The sequence below is a fragment of the Bradyrhizobium sp. OK095 genome, from assembly GCF_900109945.1.
In the GTDB taxonomy this organism is placed as follows: Bacteria; Pseudomonadota; Alphaproteobacteria; order Rhizobiales; family Xanthobacteraceae; genus Bradyrhizobium.
Genome location: NZ_FOBX01000008.1, coordinates 347,991 through 370,360 on the forward strand (window position 1 = coordinate 347,991; position 22,370 = coordinate 370,360).

At 64.6% G+C, this 22,370-nt stretch carries 17 protein-coding genes; 4 read left to right on the forward strand and 13 right to left on the reverse strand.

Annotated elements, in window-relative coordinates; translation table 11 throughout:
- Window positions 1-24: 24 nt before the first annotated feature.
- The 5 genes from BMW89_RS22830 to BMW89_RS22855 form a co-directional block, all read right to left on the reverse strand.
- Window positions 25-1,113 (reverse strand): mandelate racemase/muconate lactonizing enzyme family protein, encoded by a 1,089-nt coding sequence (locus BMW89_RS22830; RefSeq protein ID WP_092029246.1) that lies wholly within the window; start codon window positions 1,111-1,113, stop codon window positions 25-27.
- A gap of 92 nt (window positions 1,114-1,205) precedes the next feature.
- Entirely contained in the window at window positions 1,206-2,411 is a 1,206-nt protein-coding gene (locus BMW89_RS22835) for a M20/M25/M40 family metallo-hydrolase (RefSeq protein ID WP_092029247.1), read from the reverse strand.
- Between the two features lie 48 nt (window positions 2,412-2,459).
- A complete protein-coding gene (locus BMW89_RS22840) occupies window positions 2,460-3,701 on the reverse strand; it encodes an MFS transporter (protein ID WP_092029248.1) in 1,242 nt (413 codons plus the stop codon).
- A 155-nt stretch (window positions 3,702-3,856) separates the two neighbouring features.
- Window positions 3,857-6,820 (reverse strand): patatin-like phospholipase family protein, encoded by a 2,964-nt coding sequence (locus tag BMW89_RS22845; RefSeq protein ID WP_244547653.1) that lies wholly within the window; start codon window positions 6,818-6,820, stop codon window positions 3,857-3,859.
- 756 nt (window positions 6,821-7,576) lie between these two features.
- Window positions 7,577-8,182: a hypothetical protein gene (locus BMW89_RS22855; protein ID WP_092029251.1), complete on the reverse strand. Its 606-nt coding sequence runs from the start codon at window positions 8,180-8,182 to the stop codon at window positions 7,577-7,579.
- Window positions 8,183-8,589: 407 nt separating this feature from the next.
- On the opposite strand from BMW89_RS22855, the gene BMW89_RS22860 reads away from it, so the two are divergent.
- Window positions 8,590-9,573: a Bug family tripartite tricarboxylate transporter substrate binding protein gene (locus BMW89_RS22860; RefSeq protein WP_092029252.1), complete on the forward strand. Its 984-nt coding sequence runs from the start codon at window positions 8,590-8,592 to the stop codon at window positions 9,571-9,573.
- 7 nt (window positions 9,574-9,580) lie between these two features.
- On the opposite strand, the gene BMW89_RS22865 is transcribed toward BMW89_RS22860, so the two are convergent.
- The 4 genes from BMW89_RS22865 to BMW89_RS22880 all read right to left on the reverse strand — a co-directional run bounded on the left by BMW89_RS22865 (window position 9,581) and on the right by BMW89_RS22880 (window position 15,319).
- Window positions 9,581-12,121, reverse strand: a complete 2,541-nt coding sequence (locus BMW89_RS22865) for a branched-chain amino acid ABC transporter ATP-binding protein/permease (protein WP_092029253.1) — start codon at window positions 12,119-12,121, stop codon at window positions 9,581-9,583.
- Window positions 12,118-12,993 (reverse strand): branched-chain amino acid ABC transporter permease, encoded by an 876-nt coding sequence (locus tag BMW89_RS22870; protein ID WP_092029254.1) that lies wholly within the window; start codon window positions 12,991-12,993, stop codon window positions 12,118-12,120. The genes BMW89_RS22865 and BMW89_RS22870 overlap by 4 nt, the downstream gene beginning before the upstream one ends.
- Window positions 12,994-13,020: 27 nt before the next feature.
- Window positions 13,021-14,265: an ABC transporter substrate-binding protein gene (locus tag BMW89_RS22875; RefSeq protein WP_092029255.1), complete on the reverse strand. Its 1,245-nt coding sequence runs from the start codon at window positions 14,263-14,265 to the stop codon at window positions 13,021-13,023.
- A gap of 142 nt (window positions 14,266-14,407) precedes the next feature.
- Window positions 14,408-15,319, reverse strand: coding sequence for an IclR family transcriptional regulator (locus BMW89_RS22880; RefSeq protein WP_244547654.1), 912 nt, complete (start codon window positions 15,317-15,319; stop codon window positions 14,408-14,410).
- Between the two features lie 229 nt (window positions 15,320-15,548).
- On the opposite strand from BMW89_RS22880, the gene BMW89_RS22885 reads away from it, so the two are divergent.
- From BMW89_RS22885 to BMW89_RS22895, 3 genes are read left to right on the forward strand one after another with little or no spacing between them, the layout of a single operon-like run.
- On the forward strand, window positions 15,549-17,348 hold the full coding sequence (locus BMW89_RS22885; RefSeq protein WP_092029257.1) for a thiamine pyrophosphate-binding protein: 1,800 nt from the start codon (window positions 15,549-15,551) through the stop codon (window positions 17,346-17,348).
- A gap of 47 nt (window positions 17,349-17,395) precedes the next feature.
- Window positions 17,396-18,100 carry an SDR family oxidoreductase gene (locus BMW89_RS22890; protein WP_092029258.1) on the forward strand — a complete coding sequence of 235 codons (705 nt, stop codon included), beginning with the start codon at window positions 17,396-17,398 and terminating at the stop codon, window positions 18,098-18,100.
- 11 nt (window positions 18,101-18,111) lie between these two features.
- Window positions 18,112-18,495: a cupin domain-containing protein gene (locus BMW89_RS22895; protein ID WP_092029259.1), complete on the forward strand. Its 384-nt coding sequence runs from the start codon at window positions 18,112-18,114 to the stop codon at window positions 18,493-18,495.
- 1 nt (window position 18,496) lies between these two features.
- Here BMW89_RS22895 and BMW89_RS22900 read toward each other — a convergent pair whose 3' ends face one another.
- The 4 genes from BMW89_RS22900 to BMW89_RS22915 form a co-directional block, all read right to left on the reverse strand.
- Window positions 18,497-19,456: a lytic transglycosylase domain-containing protein gene (locus BMW89_RS22900; protein ID WP_092029260.1), complete on the reverse strand. Its 960-nt coding sequence runs from the start codon at window positions 19,454-19,456 to the stop codon at window positions 18,497-18,499.
- A gap of 206 nt (window positions 19,457-19,662) precedes the next feature.
- The gene (locus BMW89_RS22905; RefSeq protein ID WP_092029261.1) at window positions 19,663-19,938 is read right to left on the reverse strand and encodes a hypothetical protein; all 276 of its coding nucleotides are present in this window, start codon (window positions 19,936-19,938) and stop codon (window positions 19,663-19,665) included.
- A gap of 77 nt (window positions 19,939-20,015) precedes the next feature.
- Complete coding sequence (locus tag BMW89_RS22910) at window positions 20,016-20,873, reverse strand: VOC family protein (protein ID WP_092029262.1); 858 nt, start codon at window positions 20,871-20,873, stop codon at window positions 20,016-20,018.
- Window positions 20,874-21,020: 147 nt separating this feature from the next.
- Window positions 21,021-22,211, reverse strand: a complete 1,191-nt coding sequence (locus BMW89_RS22915) for a urate hydroxylase PuuD (protein WP_177196249.1) — start codon at window positions 22,209-22,211, stop codon at window positions 21,021-21,023.
- Window positions 22,212-22,370 lie beyond the last annotated feature (159 nt).

Here is a 22,370-nt window from a genome sequence, read left to right on the forward strand (position 1 = left end):
CTCGCGTGCAGCAACGCGCGTTGCTTACGGCGCCAGCCTCGCCAGCCCCTTCCAGTCGAAGCCGATACCGTGGCCCGGGCGGTCCGGCGCCAAGGCCTTGCCGTCCTCGAGCACCAGCGGATGCTCGATATAGGTGTCCAGCCCAAATCCATGCGCCTCCAGATACGAGCGGTTCGGGCAGGCCGCGAGCAGATGCACGGTGATGTCGTGCGCGCCGTGGCTGGTGACGGGCAGGTTGAACGCCTCCGCCAGCCGCGCGATCTTCATGAAGGCGGTGACGCCGCCGCAATTGGTGACGTCAGGCTCGGGATAGGACACCGCGCCCGCGACGATGTAGTTCTTGAACTCCCACAGCGAGCGCAAATTCTCGCCCGCCGCGATCGGTACGCCTCCCGCCTGCATGATACGGGCATGGCCCGCGACATCGTCGGGGATAACAGGCTCTTCCAGCCAGGTGAGGTCGTAGGGCACGAACGCGCGGGCGGCGCGGATCGCCTCCTCGACCGTCCACTTCATGTTGGCATCCGCCATCAGCGGAAAGCCGTCGCCGAGATGTTGGCGCATCGCCGCGACGCGCATGACGTCGGATTTGAGATCAGGCCGGCCGACCTTCATCTTGATGGCGCGAAAGCCTTTTGCGAGATTGCCGTCGGTCTGGGCGAGCAGCGCCTCGACGGAGAGATCGAGGTCGATGCCACCGGCATAGCACGGCACGCGCGCATCAAAACCGCCGAGCAAACGAAACAGCGGCAGTTTCGCGCGACGCGCCTTCAGGTCCCACAGCGCAATGTCGAGCGCGGAGAGCGCCAGCACCGCCGGCCCGCCGCGGCCGCCATAATGCAGGCCCCACCAGACGTGATGCCAGACGGCTTCCGTGTCATCGGCCTCGCGTCCCTCGACCAGCGGCGGGATCTCGCGCTTGAGGATATCAGCGACAGCGCCGCCATTGCGGCCGACCGTGTAGGTGTAGCCCACACCCTCCGCGCCATCGGCATCGCGGACCCGGCAGGTGATCAGCTCGAACGCCGCGATCTCGCCATGCGTTGAGTCCGACAGCGTGACGGGGAGGGGGATCCGGTAGAACCCGGTCTCGATATTCGCGATGCGCGGCATGTGGCCTCCCTGTTTTTTCTTTTTGGTTCGTAGGGTGGGTAGCAGGCGGATGCGCGAAGCGCAGTCGCGGAGCTAACCCACCCTACGAGAGCTCACCGCATCGTCGCGAGCTGCACGGCCAGCGCGCAGGCGCGGTCGTATTCGTCGAGATTGATCCACTCGTCGATCGTGTGCGCCTCGTTCTGGCCGGCGCCGAAGGTCACGGTCGGAATGCCGTGGCGGACCATCCAGTTGGCATCGAGCCCGCCATTGGCGGCGCGGACATTCGGGGTGCCGCCGACCGCGGACACCGCCTCGATCGCGCGCTTCACAACGGGGAGGTTCTCCTTCATGCGGAACGGAAAATAATCGGTCTCGGCCTTGAACTTGACCTTGCCGGATTTGCCTTGCGCGTTCGTCACCTTCTTGGCCGCCTTCTCGAATGCGGCCTTGTAGGCTTTCGTGATCTCCTTGAAGAATTTTCCGTCATGGCTGCGGCTTTCGCCGCGCACATGCACATAGTCGGTGACGACGTTGGTGGCATCGCCCGCGGGGCGGCCTTCGCCGCCGGTGACGGGGCCGACATTGCTGGTGCCTTGCCGCGCGCTCGCGCCCTTGCCCTTCACCACCTTGCCGAACCAGCCGCCGGCCTTCACGTCTGCGAGTGCGAGCGCCATGATCATGGTCGAGGAGATGCCGCGCTCGGGCGCGACGCCGGCATGCGAGGCGCGGCCCATGATTTCGACGGTCCAGCGGTCCGCGCCGACGGCACCGATGACGACGTTGGAGGCCGAGCCGCCGTCATAATTGAAGGCCATCACCGGCGAGCCGAGCTCGTCCAGCTTGACGTGGCGCGCGCCATAGAGCCCGCTCTCCTCGCGCACGCAGAACAGCAGCGTGATCGGCGGATGATCGAGCTTCTGCTTTTCGAGCTCGGCCGCCAGCGTCACCAGCACGCCGCAGCCGCAGCGATTGTCGCCGCCGAGCGCGGTCTTGGCCTCGTTGACGATCTTACGCTTCGCGAGCTTCGGCTTGGCGCCGGCGCAGAGCGGCACGGTGTCCATGTGGGTCATGAACATGATCCGCGGCTGGTTGTGCAGCGCGCCGCGGCCGGGCAGGTCGACAATGAGATTGCCGGTCTCGGTCGGCACGGGAATGCGGCTGTTGGCATCGTCGAGCCGGATCGCCTTGGCCGGCACGCCGGCCTCCTTCAGCGCAGCGGCAAGGTCAAGCCCGATCGCCGCCTCCTGTCCGGTGACGCCCTCGATCGCGAGGAAGCGCATGAGGCGGTCGGTGGCGGCTTTGGTGTCGACGGGCATGGAATTGATTCCTTCGCGTAGGATGGGTAGAGCGCAGCGAAACCCATCCTACGAATTCGACGTCGTACAAGTCAAAAAGATCAGCACTCCCACCATCAGCGCCGCCGCCATGAACAGCAGCACCGCCGGCAGCCCCGCGAGCGCGGCCACCGCGCCGGTGACGGATTGCATCAGCGCCGTGCCGAGGAAGAAGGCGAGGTTCACTGCGGCGAGCGCCTTGCCCGCGACCTGCGCATCGACGAGCTGCCTGGACATGCCGAACAGCAGCGGCTGCGCGGAGGTGAAGAGCCCGATGAGCACGAACAGTGCCAGATCGTAGTATGGCGGCATGACGGTCACGCCGAACAGCCATGCGACCGGCAGGTGCGGCGCCCCTAACGCCATCAGCGCGAGCAGCAGCGCCGCGAACGCGTGGGTGCCGGCCACCAGCGCGCGGCGGCGGCCGAGCCTGCGGTCGATCATGCCGACCAGCAGCGGCCCCGCGATCATCGCCAGCGTGAACGCGCCGAGCTGGTTGCCGGCCTCGACCCGCGTCAATCCCTTGATCTGCATCAGCCACGGCCCGCCCCACAGGCCGCGCAGCACCAGCGAGCTCGCCAGCGACACCAGCGCCAGCGCGATCAGGCCGCGCAGCGGCCGCGACAGGCCGAGCCTGAGCACCTCCATCATCTGCGACAGCGCCGAGGACTCGTCCTTGTGCCCGGCTGGCTGGTTCGGCACCAGCACGAACACCGCGAGCGCGACCGCGATGCCGCCGATCGCCGAGATCCAGAACCCGGCGCGCCAGCCGTAAGTGTCGATCACGAAGGCGAGCGGGCTCGACGACAGCAGCATGCCGATATTGCCGATCGAGAGGATCGCGCCCGACCACAGGCCGAAGCGCGCAGCCGACAATTGCTTGGCCGCCAGCGTCATCGGGCACATCAGCATGCCCGAGGTGGCAACGCCCAGCATCAGCTGCCCGACCGCAAAACTTTCCGGCCCCGGCGCAAACCCCGACGCGATCGCGCCGATCACGGTTCCCGCCAGCAAGGCGAGCGACACCGGCCGGACGCCAAACCGGTCCATCGCCGCCCCAACCGGAATCTGCGACGCCGCAAAGGCGAAATGATAGACCGAGGTGAGGCTCGCCAGCGCCTGCGGCTCGATGCGGAAATCCGCCGCCATCAGGTCGAGGCTGATCGCCGGAATGGTGCGCAGCAAGGTCGAGAGCATGTGCCCGCAGGCGAGCGCAACCAGCGCGAAGATCAGCGCGCGGGTGGGGCCTCCCGCGTCGTCGGTGGCAGTCATGAGCGTCCCGTCCCGAGAAGGTTTCGGGTGGGGTTACATGATTGGGGGAGGCGTGCCAATGGCCGGAGGGGGCGTGTTGGCGCAAGGACCAGATCGGCGATCTCGCTTACTATCTCGCGCATGTCCGCTGAGCGGCATTGCCCCGCAACGCGACGTCATCCTGAGGGCTCGCTGGAGGCGGGCGTCGAGTTCCGTTGACGTGTGTGTGTCGACGGCAGAGCAATCCATCGTCGCACCGGCCGATATTTACGTGGCGCCGGCGTCGCGTCTGCCGGCATCTGGCTTTTGAGTTTCTGCACGATCGAGAGGAACGTGGGCGGCGCCTCGGTCGCCGCATCGACCGCCAGGCCGTCGCCGGATTTGAATGCGCGGTCCGCGATCTCGTAGCCGAGCGCCCGGTAGCTCTCGAATTGCGATTCCGAGAAGAACTGGTTCAGCGTCGACTCATGCGGAAAGGTGCCGTGGGCGATCGCATAGCTCAGGACGCCCATGGGCTCCGTGCCGTGCAGGCCCGACTTGAAATACAGGAGCAGGCCGTTTTGCGACTCACCGCCATCGGCCTCCTGATAGAGAATATCGCCGACCGCCCAGTAAGGGGCGTCCGTCGCAGGGGTCGGGCGTTCCATGAAGCGCTTCTTCAGGAGATCGAGGCCGCGCATGTCGATCCGCACGCCGAGATCGATCCATATTTTGCGAAGCGCGTTGCCGAGGTCCTCGAAGGAATAGTCGGGGTCGCAGCCGGCGTCGCTGACAACGATCACGCGGCAGCGACGGCGAACCATTTCGTAGAGGCCGAGATTCTCGAAGTGCCCGCCGTCGGTGAGGTAGACCCAGCGTTCGGTCTCGCTGGTCAGACCGAACATCTCCATGAAGAACGGCCGGAGGGCAAAGGGCGGCTTGGCCTCCGCGTAATCGGGATTGTCGCCGCGCGGATTGGCCAGCCACCAGCCAAGTCGCACATTGAACAGCGCCATCAGGAAAGCGACGCCGGGCGATGAGTTGTAGCCCATGCTCGGGCTCACGGCCGCACCGGAAATCGCCATGGCAGTGCCGAGCGTGAGGCCGAGCGGCGGTCCTCCGTAAGGTTTCGGCTGCGTGGTCGTGGCATAGGTCGTCCGGTAAGCGCCGTCGGAAAATACCGCGCTGCCGCTGCCGCAATGCAGAGGCGAGAACGTAAAGGGTGCCGCCATCCGTTCCTGCCATGCCAGGTTCTTGGACGAAACGAGGTTGAGGGCCGCACTGATGACGTGGAACGGCTTCCAGTGGGGCCCTCGTGGCTCAATGCCGGGCTCCCAAAGCTCTCGCAGATACGGGCTGTCTCGGCCGTCGAAATCCGTGAAGGCATTCTTCGTCTTGTCGCGGGCGCTCTCGTGGCGTGACGCGCCGAGAAAGGCGCGCACCAGGCGGTTCCGGTAGATGCTGTGGAGTGAGTAGCGGTTGATGCTCAACACCCTCGACGTCGCATAGATCAGAACGCCGAGCACGGCGCCAGTGATGAACACGACGGTCCAGGGCATGTGACCGTCGGCGCAGGACTCGAAAGGTATGAATGCCCAATCCCAGAGGATGGACAGGAGAGCGACCAGGGCTACTGCGAATACCGCCGCTGCGATTGCTGCGATTGTGTTCAGTCCGAGGTATTGGCGGAAGCCAGAAACCTGCTCGGCAGCGGCTTTGGTCTTCGAGCTCGCCCCCAGAATGATGGATAGCAGGCCCGAAACACCTCCGCCCGTTGCAAGAGAGGGGACGGCCGCGCTGCCGAGATGACTCTCGATCCATATGGCGGCCGGTGGCGCGCCAAGCACGAGCCCGAACCACAGCAGCCAGCCAAGATAGGCCAGCGTGAATAGTCCACTTGACCTCGCCTGAAATTCGAGACCGACGTCCACCTCCGACAGAAATTCAGCAACCGAGATATAGATCACGTCAGCGACGATGCGCGCCGCCACGATCCAGGGCAGCCCGAACACACACGCAAAGCCCGCCGCCGTGGCGGCGGAGTCGGTGGGGTTGTAGCGCCAAAGCAGAATGAGTCCCGCGGCGCTTTGCAGACCGAAGGCTACGCCGGCGACGCACCATGCGGCAAAATCGACCCATGGATATTTGGGGCCGCCCTTGGGCGGCGGCCGAGCCGACTTTCCAAAAATGCGCACCCATAAAGGCGCGAACACCAGCGCGAGAAAATAAAATACAAATCCGAAGATACCCCCACGGACGAGCACCGCCAGTGTGAGGTGGTCGCGCTCAAACTGATTGAGAAATCCGAATCCGCCGGCTGTGGTCAGCTCCGAGAGCTTCGACAGGCCGAATTGACTTTGCAGCACGAGAACCAGCAATGCGGCTCCGACAAGGAAAGGCGCGAGATCGCAAAGGAGAAACCGGGATTGTGGGACATTGATCCAGCCGCGCGCGGGGCGGTTCGCGACGGAGAATGACAAGGAAGCCCCGAAGCAGAGCGCCGATGCCAGCATCACAAGCAGAAGCCAGGTCAGCGGGTGCGCAACCGTGATATCGTGGGCGTCGATGAGGACAAAGTAGAGTGCTTTGGTCACGAGCACCGCAAGAATCATGGGAGGAACCAGCAAAACCCAGTTGAGGAACAGATTGCGCAGGACGCCCGCAACATCACTCCACAGGTCGGGAGAAAGCGACGAAAAGCTCGGAGAGAGAAAGTGTGAGTTGCGCCGGAGATTGGAAACCGGCTCGGCTTCTTCGTGATCCCTGATCTGACCGTCGCCATACCGCTTGTTGAGTGCCGCCACCACGGAGTCCGGCGCGTCGTCCGGCTCGCGCTCCTCTGAGGGCACGTCTGGATGCTTTTTCTGCCGCTCTTTTTCGCGCCTGCGCTTCTGATAGAGCCACGCCGACAGCCAGCTGCCGATATAGCCGCCTCCCGACACCGTCGACAAATAGTCGAACTGCATCAGAGCCGAGCCGGCTTTCTCGCCCTTGCGTTTGGACGTGACGTCCAGGGCCGCAATCCTTTGCAGGATGCCGAGCGCGAACGCAGCACTGCGGATTCCGCCGCCGGACAGGCACAGGGCCCACCGGTCGTCCGTGTTGAGCGCTTGGTAGACTTTGAGGAGTTGCTCGGGGACCTCGTCCGTGGGGAGTGGCACCGACTCCGCTGAGGTTGGGGAGGACTGTGGCGAAGTCTGCGCTGACGGTGAGGTTGACTTTGACGCAGTCTCGGATGCGGGCCTTGCTGGCGCTGGCGCCGTGGCGGATGCCGGCTTTGTCGACGCTTCTGCGCCGTTGGGTGGCGGATCGATCGGCGCGAATCCCAGAGGAGCGCCTGCCAGCGCGCGTCGCTCCTCCCAAAGCACCTGTGAAAGGTTCAATGCCCCCATGATACCCCTCCGCCTGATCCGAGACCGGCCCAAGCTACCGAGGTCGGCCAAGGCGCGCGTGTGAAGCAGTTCACAAGCACGCGCAAATTGTCAGGGTGCGTTCGTTAGGAAGCGAAGCCAATCAATTCCAGGGAGGGCGGCGGGATTCGACGCCGATCACTTCATAAATGGACCGTATAACTCTATATGGTCTATTAATGGATCGTTCGCGGCGAGATCGGAACGTGGAAATGAGCCACTAGCCTTTCGGTGGTCCGTCCGTTTTCATCTTGATCAGCAACTCCCGTGTCTCGCCGAGCAACGCCCGGATCGCCCTTCGTTCGGCGATCTGATCCCGTGCGAACAGCCCGTGCTTCCGCGCATTCCAGTTTCCTCTTGGCGCGCCGCATCGTGGTGCCCCTCCATGCATGCGACATCGCTCCTTCCCGCGCGCGGCTGGGGCGCAGCACGTGCCGCCGTCGCGGGTTGTGGCGCCGCAGCGGGGGCTGGCCCGCATCGGGCCTGTGTTGCGGGCGTGGGAGCCGGTCATGGGGTGGCGTCTTGCCTCGTGTCCCTCGGCCCCGTCTCCGCAACGAGCACATTGGCGTGTTGGGTGACATTGCCCACGATCGCCTGTCCTCCGTCCTGCACGGACAGGTTCTGTACCGTGATCGCGCGCTCGTCGCTGCTCCGGTGGCGGTTCAGTGCCTCGACCTGGGCGACGAGGGTGCGCGAGAGCCGGGTCAATGCGCGTGTGACGCTCTCCTGCTGCGGAAGATCGTCGATGCAGGCGAGGCGACAGGCGCAACGCATCGCCGCCATGTGAACGGAGACCATCTGGGATATCAGCATGGCCTCGATGGAATCCTTCGGCGCGATGCTCCCGATCATCGAGATCATGAAGGCGAGATTGGTCTCGTCCGGCTTATGTCCGACCGCACTCGCCTTGGCCAATTGTCTGAGGAGGCCGTGCAGCGCGTCGCGGTCGACGGCGCCGAGCGCCTCGGCCAGCAATCGTTCGCCAGCTTGCGGGTCGGGATGGTTGATCGCGATGCGGCGCTTGTAGAGCTTCACCCGCGGCGTTGCGGCGGGGCCGCCGCGGTTGATTGCCGCAAGTTTTGAGGGGACGTGGAGGTCCGGTGCTGTCGTCATGTGCTGTGTCCGTTGCTGGCGCAGGCGCGCGCGACCGTTCGCTGGTGCGGGCGGATGCGAATTTCGGGATGTCGATGAAGGGTTTACGCGCAACAAGGTCGAGGCGGCCGTGGTCGGGCGGCGGCCACGCTTGCGATTGTTGCGATGGTGGCATCATGCACCTGTTTTGCCCGACGGGTCAACTGAATTTCGTAAAATCAGCAAACCGCTGATTTCGCAGCGGCGCCCTACTGTGCATGGGGTTGTTTCGCATTTTTTGTTCGGAGGCTGCTCTCACCTGCCGCGCGACGGAATGCCGGCGTGGAAACGCGATTGCGAAATCCGGCGTGCCCGCTAATCATGCCGCTCACACGCGTCGCACCAACAAACATGCACAAGCGGCGCAATGCGGTCTGGGGAGAGAACCAATGCAACGAACGGCTCGCCTGCTGGCCGTCATCGCCGGATTGTGCGCCTGCGCGCTGTCGACGGAGACCCTCGCCCAGAAATACCCGACGCGGCCGGTCAAGGTCATGGTCGGCTTCAGCGCGGGCGGTCCGGTCGATGTGGTCGCGCGCATCATCGGCGATCGGTTAGGTGCAAAACTCGGGCAGCCCTTCGTGGTCGAGAACCGCGCCGGCGCCAACGGCATGATTGCCGCCGAAGGCGTCGCACATGCGGACGCGGACGGCTACACGATGCTGGCCTGCAACTCCTCCACGATCACGCTCAACAAGACCTTGTTCAAAGACATCCGCTACGACCCGCAAGGCGACTTCGCGCCGCTGACCACAGTCGTCTCGGCGCCGCTCGTGCTGGTCGTCAATCCGGAGAACCCCAAGACCGCCGACATCAAGACCGTCGCCGATCTCGTGGCTGCCGCGAAAGCCAGGCCGGGCGAACTCGCCTACGGCTCCGGCGGCAACGGCAATCTCGCCCACCTCGCCATGGAGCTGCTCAGCCAGAAGGCCGGCATCAAGATGATCCACGTGCCCTATCGCGGCGGTGCGGCGTCCGAGGTCGGCATTCTCGCGCAGGAGGTGCTCGCCGTGTTCGATCCGCTGTCCGCGGTGCCGCTGGTGAAAGGCGGAAAGCTGCGGGCGCTCGCGGTGTCATCGGCCGAGCGACTGCCGTCGCTGCCCGACGTGCCGACCGTCGCGGAAGCCGACTATCCCGGCTTCGACCTCTCATTCTGGGTCGGCTTCTTCATGCCGAAGGCGACACCTGCGCCGATCCTGGAGACGCTGCACCGGGAGATCGTCACGGCTGCCAAGGATCCGGCAGTCGAGGAGAAGCTCGGCTCGCAGGGCGTCGTCAGCGTGCTGGCCCCGGCCGAGTATGCCGCCAAGATCGCGAAAGAGACGAAGGAGCTTGCCGAAGTCGTGGCCGCCGCGAACATCAAGGCGGAGTAGGGGGCGCCTACAGCCAGAGGATCTGCTTGCGATAGCCGAGATCGTTCAAGAGCGGCGCCGCCGGTCCCTGGTGGAACACCGCGCCGCGCTCGAGCGCGAAGACGCGGTCGGCGAGCGCCAGCACGAGATCGAGATTATGCTCGACGATCACGATCGACATTTTTTTGCGCAGCTGGTCGAACACCCCAAACAGCTCGAGCGTCACGGCCGGCGCAAGGCCCTCGAACGGCTCGTCGAGCAGCAGCAGGCGGACATTGCCGGACATCGCACGCGCAACCGCCACCATCTGCTGTTCGCCGCCGGAGAGATAATCGGCGGCGATATTCATCCGCTCCCTCAGGCGGGGAAAGTAATGCAGGATCTGCTCTTCGCTCCACACCACGCCGTCGCTGCCGTCGGTCTTGCGCGCGAGACGTCCGAGCGCGAGGTTTTCACGCACGGTCATGCCGGCAAACAGGCCGCGGCCCTGCGGCACGTAGCCGACGCCGCGGCGCGCGATGTCGGGCGCTGGGAGGCATGCGATATCGGTGCCGCGATAGTCGATGCTGCCTGAGGCCGCCGGCACGAGGCCGGCGATGGTCTTCAACAGCGTCGACTTGCCCGCGCCGTTGCGGCCCAGCAGCGCGACGATCTCGCCGTCGCGCACGTCGAGCGCGGCGTCGTTGAGGATGTGGCTCTTGCCATAGAATGTATTGACGCCGTCGAGGCGCAGCACGGTCTCGTGCTCGCCGGCCGCCTCATCGCTGCGGCGATGCTCGACGGCGGGAATGCCCTTGCCGGTGTAGATCTCCTGCACCCGCAGATCGGCCCGCACTGCGCTGGGGCAGTCCGACATCAGGACCTCGCCCTGGTTCATCACGGTAACGACCTGGGAGAAGCCGAGCACGCGGTCGATGTCGTGCTCGACGATCAGCACGGGGATGTTGGTCGCGATGTTCCTGACGAGGTTGGAGACGCGCTCGCGCTCGGCGGCGGCGAGCCCTGCGAGCGGTTCGTCGAGCAGCAGCACCTGCGGTTTCGAGCCGAGCGCGATGCCGAGATCGACCAGCCGCTGGCCGCCATAGGAGAGCTCGCCGCCCTCGATCTCCTCGATGCCTTCGAGCCCGAGGAATTTTGTCAGCGCCGCGGTCTCGGCGTGTATCTCCGGATAATTGTCGATGTCATTCCAGATGTTGAAGCGCATCGGTCGCCGCGCTTGCAGCGACAGCCGCAAATTCTCGTAGATGGAGAGCCCGCGAAACAAATTGGTGATCTGGAACGAGCGCGCCAGCCCTTGATGACAGATCAGGTTTGCGGGCACGCCGGCGATGTCGCGACCCTGGAGGCGGATGGTGCCTTGATCCGGCGCGTAGAGGCCGGAGACCAGATTGAACAGCGTGGTCTTGCCGGCGCCGTTCGGTCCGATCAGCGCGTGGATCTCGCCGGCTGCGATCGTGATGCTCGCATTCTCGACGGCGCGGATGCCGCCGAATTTTCGTGACACGCCGCTGACCTCCAGCACCGTGCCCTTCAGCGCCTCCGGTCGCAAAAAGTCCGGCAGAGGCAGGCCGTCATAGATCTTGCGCCGGCTCATCGCAGCGGTCTCTTCCGCTGGCGGACGGAGGCGCCGCATGATCAGCGCGCCGATGCCGACGAGGCCGCCGGGCGAGTACATCACGAAGGCCACGAAAATGAGGCCGAACCAGAACAGCCAGTCCGACGTCCAGATCGAGAACAGCTCGCGGAACAGAATGAAGAACAGCGCACCGAGCGCCGGACCCAACAGGCTGCGCATGCCGCCGATCACCACCATCGCCAGCAGCTCCCCGGCGAACGGCACCGAGACGGCCTCGGCCGAAACGAGATAGTTGAGGAACGCGATCAGCGCGCCGGCAAGGCCGGTGACGACGGCGGAGATCACGAACACCGCGAGCTTGTAGCGCTCGACCGGATAGCCCTGAAAGCTCGCCCGCAATTGGTTCTCGCGGATCGCCACCAGCACATGGCCGAACGGCGAACGCACCAAGCGCATCAGCACATAGAGCACGGCGAGCCCGATCACTGCGACCACGATGTAATAGCTGAGCGCGCTATCGAAGCTGATGCGTCCGATGCCGCCGCGTTTCAGGCCGCCGAGCCCGTCCTCGCCGCCGGTGAGGCTCGTCCAGCGGAAAGCGGTGGTGTAGACGAGGGCGGCCAGCGCCAGAGTGAGCAGCGAGAAGTAAACGCCGCGCCGGCGCAGGATCAGCATGCCGATGACTGTCGATACGATCGCGACGACGATCATCGACCCCAGCAGCGGCAGCCAGATCTCGCCGGGGAAATAGCGCAGCTGGATCAGGCCTGCGGCATAGGCGCCGATGCCGAACCAGGCGCTGTGGCCGAACGAGACGAGGCCGGTATAGCCGATGCAGAGATTGAGCCCCATGGTTGCGATCGCGAGCCCGACGATCCAGGTGCCGGTATTCAGCGACAGGCCGACCGCCTTCAACAGGAAGGGCAGCGCGATGACCGCCGCAGCAGCGATCAGCAGTGGCTTCAATCTGTCGATGGCGGACGTGCGGCTCATTCGAACTTCTCGATACGCTCGCCGAGCAGGCCGCGCGGGCGCACCAGCAGCACCAGGAACATCAGGACGTAGATCGAGGCTTCACCGGCCGCAGGTTCGAAGTGAATGGTGATGCCGCGCACCACGCCGACGAGGAGCGCGGCAATGACGACGCCCCAGAAGCTGCCGAGGCCGCCGATCACCACGACGACGAAGGCGACGGTCATGATGTCCGCGCCCATGGCGGGGTGCACCGTCGTGATCGGCGCAAAGAAGGCGCCGCCCAGCGCGGCCATGCCGACGCCGAGCATCACGATCCCTGTCATGTAGGGTTGCAGGCGGATGCCGAGCGCCGCGACCATGTCCGGCCGCTGGATGCCGGCGCGCACAACGCGCCCGAACGAGGTCTTTTGCAGCAACAGCCAGATCCCGATCATTATCGTTGCGACCACGGCGAGGATCAGAAGGCGATAGCGCGAGAACAGGAAATCGCCGACGATGACCGAGCCGCGAAAGCTTTGCGGGATCTCGGTTGAAACAGGCGCGGCGCCCCAGATCATGCGGATCGCCTGTTCCGCGACCATGGCAAGGCCGAAAGTCACGAGCAGGCTGAGAATGGGATCGGCAGTGTAGAAGCGTCGCAGGATGAAGCGCTCGAACAGGATGCCAAGGAGCGCAACCACAAGCGGCGAGATCATCACTGAAGCGCCGAAGCCGAAGCGTTTCGTCAGCTCGACGCAGACATAGGCGCCGAGCGCATAGAAGGCGCCATGCGCGAGGTTGACGATGCCGCCGACGGAGAAGATCAGCGACAGCCCGAGCGCGATGAGCAGGTAATAGCCTCCGAGCACGAGGCCATTCACCACCTGTTCCAGCAAGAACTCGAACTGCATGTTGCGTCCTTGCCGCGCGTGCGCGCGTCAGGCTTTCATCTCGCAGGGGTTCTGTTCCCGGGTCGGATAGATCGTCTCCAGCGGGTCGTTCGCCGCCGGCACGACGTCGCCGAGCACCAGCATGTCCCACTGGTCCTTCATCTGGTCCTTTGGCTTGACGGTGAACGGATAGGCCTCCTGCACCAGCTGGTGATCCCAGTTGCGGAAGTAGGCTTTTCGCGTTTTGCCGATGTCGAACTGCGCCTGCTTCTCGAAATACGTGATCAGCTCATGACTGTCGGTCGACTTGGTCGTGTTGATCGCTTCCGCCAAGAGCTTCAGCGTGATGTAGTCGATCCAGGCGTGGTTCTCCGGCGGCTTGCCGTATTTCTTGCTGAACGCCGCGACGAAGGCCTGCGACGTCGGATTGTTCAGCGTGTGATACCAGACCGTGGGCCAGGTGCCGCTGAGATTGCCCGCACCCGCGGCCCAGGCATCGCCGGTGTTGAGATTGAAGCCGACCAGCGGGTAGGGGAAGCCGAACTCGGCATATTGCTTGACGAGGTTGGTGACTTGATTGCCAGCAAGGTTGCAGCAGACCACGTCGGGCTTGGCTTGCCGCACTTTCAGCAGATACGGGCTGAAATCGGTGACGTCGGTTGCGATCAACTCGTCGCCGATCAAATTCGCCTCATGCGCGCCGAAGAAGGTCTTGGCCGCCTTCAGCAGGTCATGACCGAAAATGTAGTCGGCCGTCAGCGTGAAGAACTTTTTGCCCTTCACCATGCCCTTCTGCGACAGCGCGGTGCCGACCGCGTTGACCATCACGGTGTTCGGGATGTCGCAGTGGAAGGAGTATTTGTTGCAGTTCTTGCCGCGCAGCGCGTCCGAGCGGGCGCCGGTCGAGAAGAACACTTTCTTGTTGCGCTCGGCGACCTGCATGATGGTGAGCGAGGATGCCGATGAGATCTCGCCCAGCAGCACCACTGCCCCGTCCTGCTCCAGCATGCGCTGTGCCTTGGTCGCGGCGGTCGCCGGATTGATCGAGTCCTCCGAAAGCAGGTCGATTGGCTTGCCCAAAATGCCGCCGGACGCGTTGATCTCTTCGGCGGCGAGCTTCACGCCCAGCTGGGCGTAGCTGCCGATCACGCCGAGGAAGCCGGTGAGCGGGGTGAGGTGCCCGATCCGGATCTTCTCGGCCTGCGCCCTTACGATTGCGGGAAACCCCAATGCGGATGCGCCGACGAAGGCGGCGCCCGCCCGTAACAACGTCCGTCGCGGGTAGCGGATCATGTCTGTCTCCTCCCGGGTGCATCGCCTGCCTCCCTTCAAAATCGGATATCCGATATTGTGAGAGACCTTTTTCTAATGCTGGAGGATAATCCCGAACGCCATCGCCGGTGTCAACCGGCAAAATCGACGCTTGGGTTGCGTCTCAGGCTTTTTGCGTGAACGCCTTGTGCGCCCGGTCCTTGGCGCCGAACTCGACCGACAGCTGGTCGGCGGCGGCCTGCACGATCTGGGCACCGGCGTGCAGCGCCTGGTTGGAGAGGCGCCAGATCGGGCCGGAAATGCCGAGCGCGCCGATCACCTGTCCGGTGAAATCGGTGACCGGCACGGCGACGCAGCGTACTTCCGGATTGAATTCGCCGTCGTCGAAGGCGACGCCGGTGCGCTGTATCTCCGCGATCTCGCGCATCAGCACGGCGGCATCGGTGATCGACTTTGGTGTCGACGGTTTCAGCTCCGCACGATCGATGAAGCGCTTGAGCTGCTCGGGCCGAAGCGAGGCCAGAATGATCTTGCCGAGTGCGGTGCAGTGAGCCGGGCGCACCACGCCGACGCGGTCGGTGAGCTGGAACGCGCCGGGGCCGCTGGTGCGGGCAATGACGATCACGGCATCGCCCATCCGCACGGCAAAATGGCTGCTTTCGCTGGTCTGGCGCGAAAGCTCCTCCAGCACGGGCGTCGCGACATTGACCATCTCGATCTCGTCGAGCGCGCTTGCCGCGAGTGCAAACAACGGCCTGCCGATGCGGTAGCGCTTGCTGTCCTTCTCCTGGCGGAGGTAGCCGAGCGAAACCATCGTCTTGGCGAGATGAAAGGTCGTCGAGTTGTGCAGGCCGACCAGCTTGCTCAGCTCCGCAAGTCCGATGCCCTCACGATGTCGCGCGACCTCTTCGAGGATCGAGAAGGCACGGCCCAGTGACTGGACGCCGCCGGCGCGCTGCTTGTCGTCGGCCTCATCGTCGCCATTTACTTTGGGAGCAGGGACCAGCTTGGCGATCGCAGCCTTGCGCGGGCTTGCGGGCGTCTCGCCGGTCGTGGGCTTGGTACGCGATTTCAAGGACAAGGCCCCCTCTGGTGAATCGTCATGGCTCCGTTCTTGCGAGACTAGCACGCAACAAGCGCGGCCGTCGGCGCGGAGCTCTGCGTTTCCTCAAGACGGAAGACTACCACAATATAAATTGACGTACAGCATTATGAGAAATAGGCTCCCGACGGCCCAGTGATGACCGGCCGCGTTCCCCGCATCGGTACAGAAGACGTCGACGGGCCGAGAGGGAGACGGGTTGATGTCGAAGAACATGCTCAATGGCGCCCAGGTCATTGTCGATTATCTGATCCAGGAGAAGGTGCCCCAGGTGTTCGGGCTTTGCGGCCACGGCAACATCCAGTTCATCGATGCGCTGTACGAGCGCTCCTCCGAGATCAAGACGATCTCTGTGCATCACGAGAGCGTCGCCGGCTTCATGGCCGACGTCTATTACCGTGTCTCGGGAAGGCCGACGGCGACCTTCACCTCGTGCGGGCCGGGCTCGGCCAATCTGCCGATCTCGCTCGCCAATGCCTACCTCGATTCCGTGCCGTTCATGGCGATCACCGGCAACGTGCCGACCAGCCAGTTCAACCGCGGCGCGTTCCAGGAGATGTACCGGCACTACCAGGCCGACTTCCCCTCCACCGTGCGCACGATGTGCAAGAAGGTGTTTCAGCCGACGCGCGGCGAGATGGTGCCGCTCGCAGTGCGGCAGGCCTGGAAGACCATGGTCACGGGACGGCCGGGACCCGTGGTGATAGATGTGCCCTATGACGTCTTCATGGAGGCCGCGGCCGAAGAAGCGCCGAAGGCGGCCGAATGGAGCGCCAACATTTCCAGCCGCTGTGGCGCCGATCCCGAAGGCGTCGAGAAAGCGGTCGACATGCTGCTCTCGGCCGATCGGCCAGTGATGCTGGTCGGGCAGGGCGTTCGTTATGGCGGCGCCGCAGAGGAGTTGCGCAAGCTCGCCGAGCGACTTCAGATCCCGGTGGCAGCGTCAGCCAGCGGTCTCGGCGCGCTCGACGTCAACCATCCGCTCGCGCTCGGCCTCGTGGCGCGTGCCGGGCATTATCAGGCCAATCACGCGACGCGTCAGGCCGATGTGCTGCTCGCGCTCGGCGTCCGCTTCGATGATCGTACCTCAAGCTCGTGGATCCCGGGCTATTCCTTCACGATCCCGCCGACGCGGCTGATCCATGTCGATATCGACCCCGAGGAGATCGGCCGCAACTATCCCGTCGCGCTCGGGCTGATGGCCGACGTTCGCACCTTCCTGCGGCAGGTCCATGCCGAGCTCGATCGCCGCGACAACCTCTTCAAAAAGTCCGACGCGCGCAAAAAATGGCTGGCGCAGATCGACGGCTATCGCAGGGAGTGGGACAAGTTCGTCGCGCCCGGCTTCTCCGACGACACCACGCCGATCAACCCGCAGCGCGCCGCGGCCGAGATCGACAAGGCGCTGCCGGAAGACGCCATCCTCGTCTCCGACATCGGCGTGCACCACAATTGGCTGCTCGGCTTCTGCAAGCCGAAGCGGCCGGACTCCTTGATCGGCTCGATGGGGTTTGGCCCGATGGGCTTTGGCGTCGCCGGCGTGATGGGCGCGAAATTCGCCGCGCCCGATCGGCCCTGCGTGTCCGTGTGCGGCGACGGTGCCTTCTTCATGCACGCCAACGTGCTGGGCACCGCGGTCGAGTACAATCTGCCCGTGGTCTGGGTGGTCTGGAACAATTACGCCTATGCCTCGATCCGCGGGCTTCAGCGCGGTTATCTCGGTGGGCGCGAGCTTGCGACCGACTTCAGGCATCCAGAGACAGGCGAGCGCTATAACCCCGATTTCGCGGCGATGGCGCGCGCCTGCGGCGTCGAGGGCGTGCGGGTCGATCGCGCCGGAGATCTTGGCGAGGCGATCCGCAAGGGCATCGCCGCCAACAAGCCCTATCTGATCGACGTCGATATCGCCGCTGACATCAATCCGGTCGGCGCCGGCGTCTGGGAGCTGCCCGGCCTCGGCCAGAGCAAGGCCGGCATCGGCACGCGCTTCCAGCCCGGTTGATCGCGCGGCACGCAAATCATCTATCGAGAAAACCAGGGGAGATGGGAATGACGCTCGCAGGCAAGAAGGTCGTCGTGATCGGCGGCTCCTCAGGCATCGGCCTCGCTACGGCGGAACTCGCGAAGAGGGAAGGAGCGGACGTCATCATCGCGTCGCGCAGTGCGGCGAAGCTTGATCCCATCGCCGAGCGGCTGAAGGTGACCGCGATCCCGACCGACGTCACCAGCGATCAGAGCGTCGCGGAGCTGTTCAAGCGCACCGGTCCCGTCGATCACGTCGTGCTGACGGCCGCTCAGCTTCGCACCGGGCCATTCAAGACGGTCCCGATGGAGGACGTGCGTGCGACGATGGAAGGCAAGTTCTGGGGCGCTTGGCGCGTCGCGCGCGAGGCGGAGATCCGGCCGGGCGGCTCGCTGACACTGGTCACAGGTTTTCTGAGCGTTCGGCCGCGGCCGAACTCGGCGATCATCAGTGCGGCCAACGGCGCACTGGAATCGCTCGCCCGCGCACTCGCGCTCGAGCTTGCGCCGGTGCGTGTCAATGCGGTGTCGCCGGGCGTGATCGACACGCCGATCCGAGCCGCGATGCCGGAGGCGGCGCGGAAGGAGATGCTGGCGAAGACAGCGGCTGCGCTGCCTGTTGGTCGCGTCGGTATGGCCGAGGACATCGCCCGGCAGATCGGAAGCTTCATGGCGAACGGTTTTGCTACGGGCTCGATCGTCTATGTCGATGGCGGCGCACTGGTGAACTAGGGAGCACGATCATGGCCGAGCAGACTGGCGGCGCCTTCATCCGCAACATCGCGGAAGTGCCCTGGCGCGAATTTGCCAACCATTTTGGCGGCGCGCTGTCAAAGCCGCTGGTGATGCCGGAGACCACGGGCTCGCGCCACATCGACTATCGCATCTCGATGTACCAGCCGATGGCTTATGTCGCGCGGCATCATCACAAGGTGCAGGAGCAGGTCTATCACGTGCTTGACGGCGAGGGGCTGATGGAGATCGCCGGCAAGAACCATGTCGTACGCAGGCACGACGTGATCTTCCTGCCGCCCGGCGTCGAGCACGCGATCTCGAATTCGGGCCTGACCGACCTTGTGTTCCTGGTGGTGACCTCGCCGGTGACCGACGACGAGAAACCGGCGTGATCTAGCCTGAGGAACGCTCGCGCGCCGCCATGCGGATGGCGCGCGTTCTCGTTCCCTTCGCCGCGCGGGTGGCGATCATGCTGCGCGCCTTGCCATGAGCCGAGGCGTTCTTGCGCAGCAGCGACACGAACCGCTTGCGCGCACGGTTCGCCGAGAGCCGCGCCGCCAGTTGTTCGGCCTTGCGCATGATGGTGATGACCGACGGCGTCAGGTTCACGGGAACCCAGGCCACATCCTTCGTCTTGGACAGGCTGCCGATGCCTTCGCAGGGCGCCTCGCGCGGCAGGTCGATCCGGATTGCGAGGGCCTCGATGTGTTCGGTCCAGTCCTCTGCTTTGGTGCCGGTGATGATGCGGACATAGTCGCGCGTCTCGCGCGGCAGCTCGCTTTCGCGGGCGAGCCACTTCTGGATGCGGCCCGGCCCTGCGTTATAGGCGGCCGCGGCGAGGCCGAGATTGCCGAAATCATCGCGGAGCTTTCGCAAAAACTTTGCCGATGCGGGCAGCGCCTTCATGGCGTCGAAGGGATCATCGAGCCCAACTTCGGCGGCAGTCTCCGGCATGAACTGCGCGACGCCCTGGGCACCGGCCGGGCTGATCTCGTTGGAACGGAAGCGGCTCTCCTGCCAGAGCAGGCGCGCGAAGAACGGCACGGGAATGCCGCTCGCCTCGGCGGCTTCGCGTAGCGCGTGGCAGAATTGCTCGGTCGGTGAAGCCGGGGCTTCCACGACGGTTTCGACTGCGCGCGCGGGCTCGATCGTCTCCACGTAAGCCGCGCGCGCATTTGCGAGCTCAATGGCCTGCACCCTTGCGAGGAAGAGCTCGACGAGGGGAACCAGCGAGGGCGCGCGATCGGTCTTGGACGTGGCGCGATCGAGGTTCAATGTTTGCAAGGACGGCTGTGAGCCGACGTCGCACATCAAAATCAGGAACGCAGCGCAAGCCGCGACGAGAAATCGCATCTCGGTAAGAGTCCTCGAACTGTGGGGGAACGACCAGCGCGGGCGCCGGTGACGAGGACTTCATTAACCGTAATTGCGGCGAAGCTGCGATTCCGCAGGGCGGCAGGTGTTAGTACGGGAGTCCAATAGTAGAACACGCGCCGCGGGCCCCGCGGATCTACGGGCAAACGCGACGCGCGAGTGATCTTGCGGCGGGAGGTTGGCGCTTACGCCTTGGGAAAGTCCTTGCGCATCGCGATCTCGGCGGCATCGCCGGGCGACAGCACGGTCTGGTCGAAGGCTTGCTGCGGTCTCGTCATGATGTCGTAGAGCGAGATACCCTTGATGGGCTTGCCCATCAGCTCGCGGACGCAGTCGGCGAGCGTGCCGTTGTAGACCATATAGGGCGGACCGCGGTGCTTCTGCCTCTCGCCCTTCAGCGACGGCCACTTCTTCAGTTCGGCCGGCGCGTCATAAGCGATCGGCGATTCCTCTTTGAACATGCGCTTGGCCCCGACGGCTTGGACTGCCGGGAATCCTAGAGCCGCCGCGTAAACACTCGTTAAAGAATTAGTTAAAATCAGCCGGCAACGAAGGCGAGCAGGGTGCCGTTGGCCTTGGCCGGCGGCACGACGATCGCAGGCCCGCTGCGCAACGCGGCCGAACCCAGTGCCTTCTCGGTCGCCGCGAGATCGCCGCTGACGAGGACCAGCGCCGCGCCGCCGCGCTCGGAGAGGCCCGCGAGCGGGACGCCGGGATAGCGCTTGCCGAGCTGGTCCAGCGTCAAATAGACGAAGTCGGCGCGATCGCCGCCGGAGGGCACTGTGACCGCGCCATCCGCCTCAGCCTTGGGCTCGCGATCGATCAGCCGGCCGAGATGCGCGGCTTCCTGCGCGGGCTCGGGCGTTGCAATCAGCGTCTGCTTGATCCGCTTGGCCGCATTGGCGTGCTTCATCAGCTCAGGAATCCACACCGTGTCACGGGTCTTGTGCTGGCAGGCGAAGATGCGCACGCCGCCGGGCGCTTCCGCGGTCGGCCACATGAAGGTGCGGAATTTCGCGGCCGAGATGGTGCCATCAGGCAGCGTCACCGGCCGTTCGAAATCGGTCGGGCCGATCGGCGTCAGGCCGCGCGCGCGGATCTCCTCGGCACCTGCGGCAGAATCGATCGCGGTGAAGGCGATGCGCTCGATGCCTTCGCCGCGCTTGTCGAGGAAGGCCCGGGCCGGCGCATTGTGCTCGGTCGCCACCAGCACGCCGAGCAGCTCCATATAGTCGGGGTCGAACATGATGGTGTAATTGCCGGTGCCCATATGCGCGCTGTGGGTGCCGCGCGGGGAGAGGGTGAAGCCAAGCTGCGGGTAATTCTCGGCGGCCTTGTCGAGGTCCTGAACCATGACGACGGCGTGGTCGATCCCGATGACGTTCTTGAGGGCCACTGTTGTTATCCCCGAATGCAAACTGACTTTGGACCGCTCTGGCGGCCGCTGGTCCTGTCTACGCCGGATAGGCGGTCAAGTCATTTTCAATTCTGTGGGAGATGCGGAATTTCATTCCGCAAAACGCGGCATCGACACGCGATGGCGTCAGCGAGCCTGCTCGATATAGGCGGCAAGGATGGCGCGTTCCTCGCTGGTCATCTCCGTGATGTTGCCCGGCGGCATCGCGGTGGACCAGGCGGCGACACGGCCGATCAGTCGGATGTTGCGATGGATGTGCTCGGGCGCGTCGAGCAAAATGCCCTTCGGTGCGGTGACGATGCCGGCCCAGACCGGCTCGGCCGCGTGGCACATGCTGCAGCGGGACATCACGATCTCCTCGACATTGGCGACCGTGACTGGGGCCGACAGCGCTCCCGTTTTTACCTCGCGCGGGCCGGCGGCGGAGAGGAAGAGGATCGCGATCACGCCGATTGCCGCCACGCCCCACACCCACCACGGCGATTTGCGCCCGGCGTGGCCCTCGTTGAAGAAGTGGCGGATCACCGGTCCCAGCGCCAGGATGATCGCGACGATGATCCAGTTGAAGCGGGTGGCGTAGAGCAGGGGATAGTGGTTGCTGATCATCAGCACGACGACGGGGAGCGTCAGATAGTTGTTGTGGACCGAGCGCTCCTTGCTGGTCTTGCCGAGTTTCGGATCGGGCGCCTGTCCCGCGATCAGCGCCGCCACGATCTTCTTCTGGTTCGGGATGATCACCGCGAAGACGTTGGCGACCATGATGGTGCCGATGAGCGCGCCGATCTGGTTGAAGGCGCCACGGCCGCTCAGCACGTGAGTGAAGGCATAGGTCAGCGCGACCAGGAACAGATAGCCGCCGATGGCGAAGGGCAGCTCGCGCTGGGCGAGCCCGGTGCGGCAGGCGGCCTCATAGAGCAGCCACGCCAGCGCGAGGCTGAAGAAGCTGAACAGCCCGGCCTGGAACGGTGTGAGGTCGAGGATCGACTTGTCGACCAGGAACAGATCGGCCTCGAGATAATACACCACCACCATCAGCGCGAAGCCGGACAGCCAGGTGGTGTAGGCCTCCCATTTGAACCAGGTCAGCTCGTCCGGCATCTGGCTCGGGGCGACCAGATATTTCATGATCCGGTAGAAGCCGCCGCCATGGACCTGCCAGGCTTCGCCCTGCACGCCGTCCGGCAAGTCAGACTTCGGCTTGAGGCTGAGGTCGAGGGCGATGAAATAGAAGGAACTGCCGATCCAGGCGATCGCGGCGACCACGTGCAGCCAGCGGAGCAGCAGGCTCGCCCATTCCGATATGATGGATCCCCACATGATCACCCCATCAATGGCGACACCGATGCCGCAGCTTTGATGACCGCAACCGGCGGCCCCGCCCTTACAATGTGTCGCATTGATCGGCGGCATTTTCCAGTATGATGGGTTGCGGCTGATGCACATCGTGCGGGCATGAGCTGACGTGGGATGCGGCAG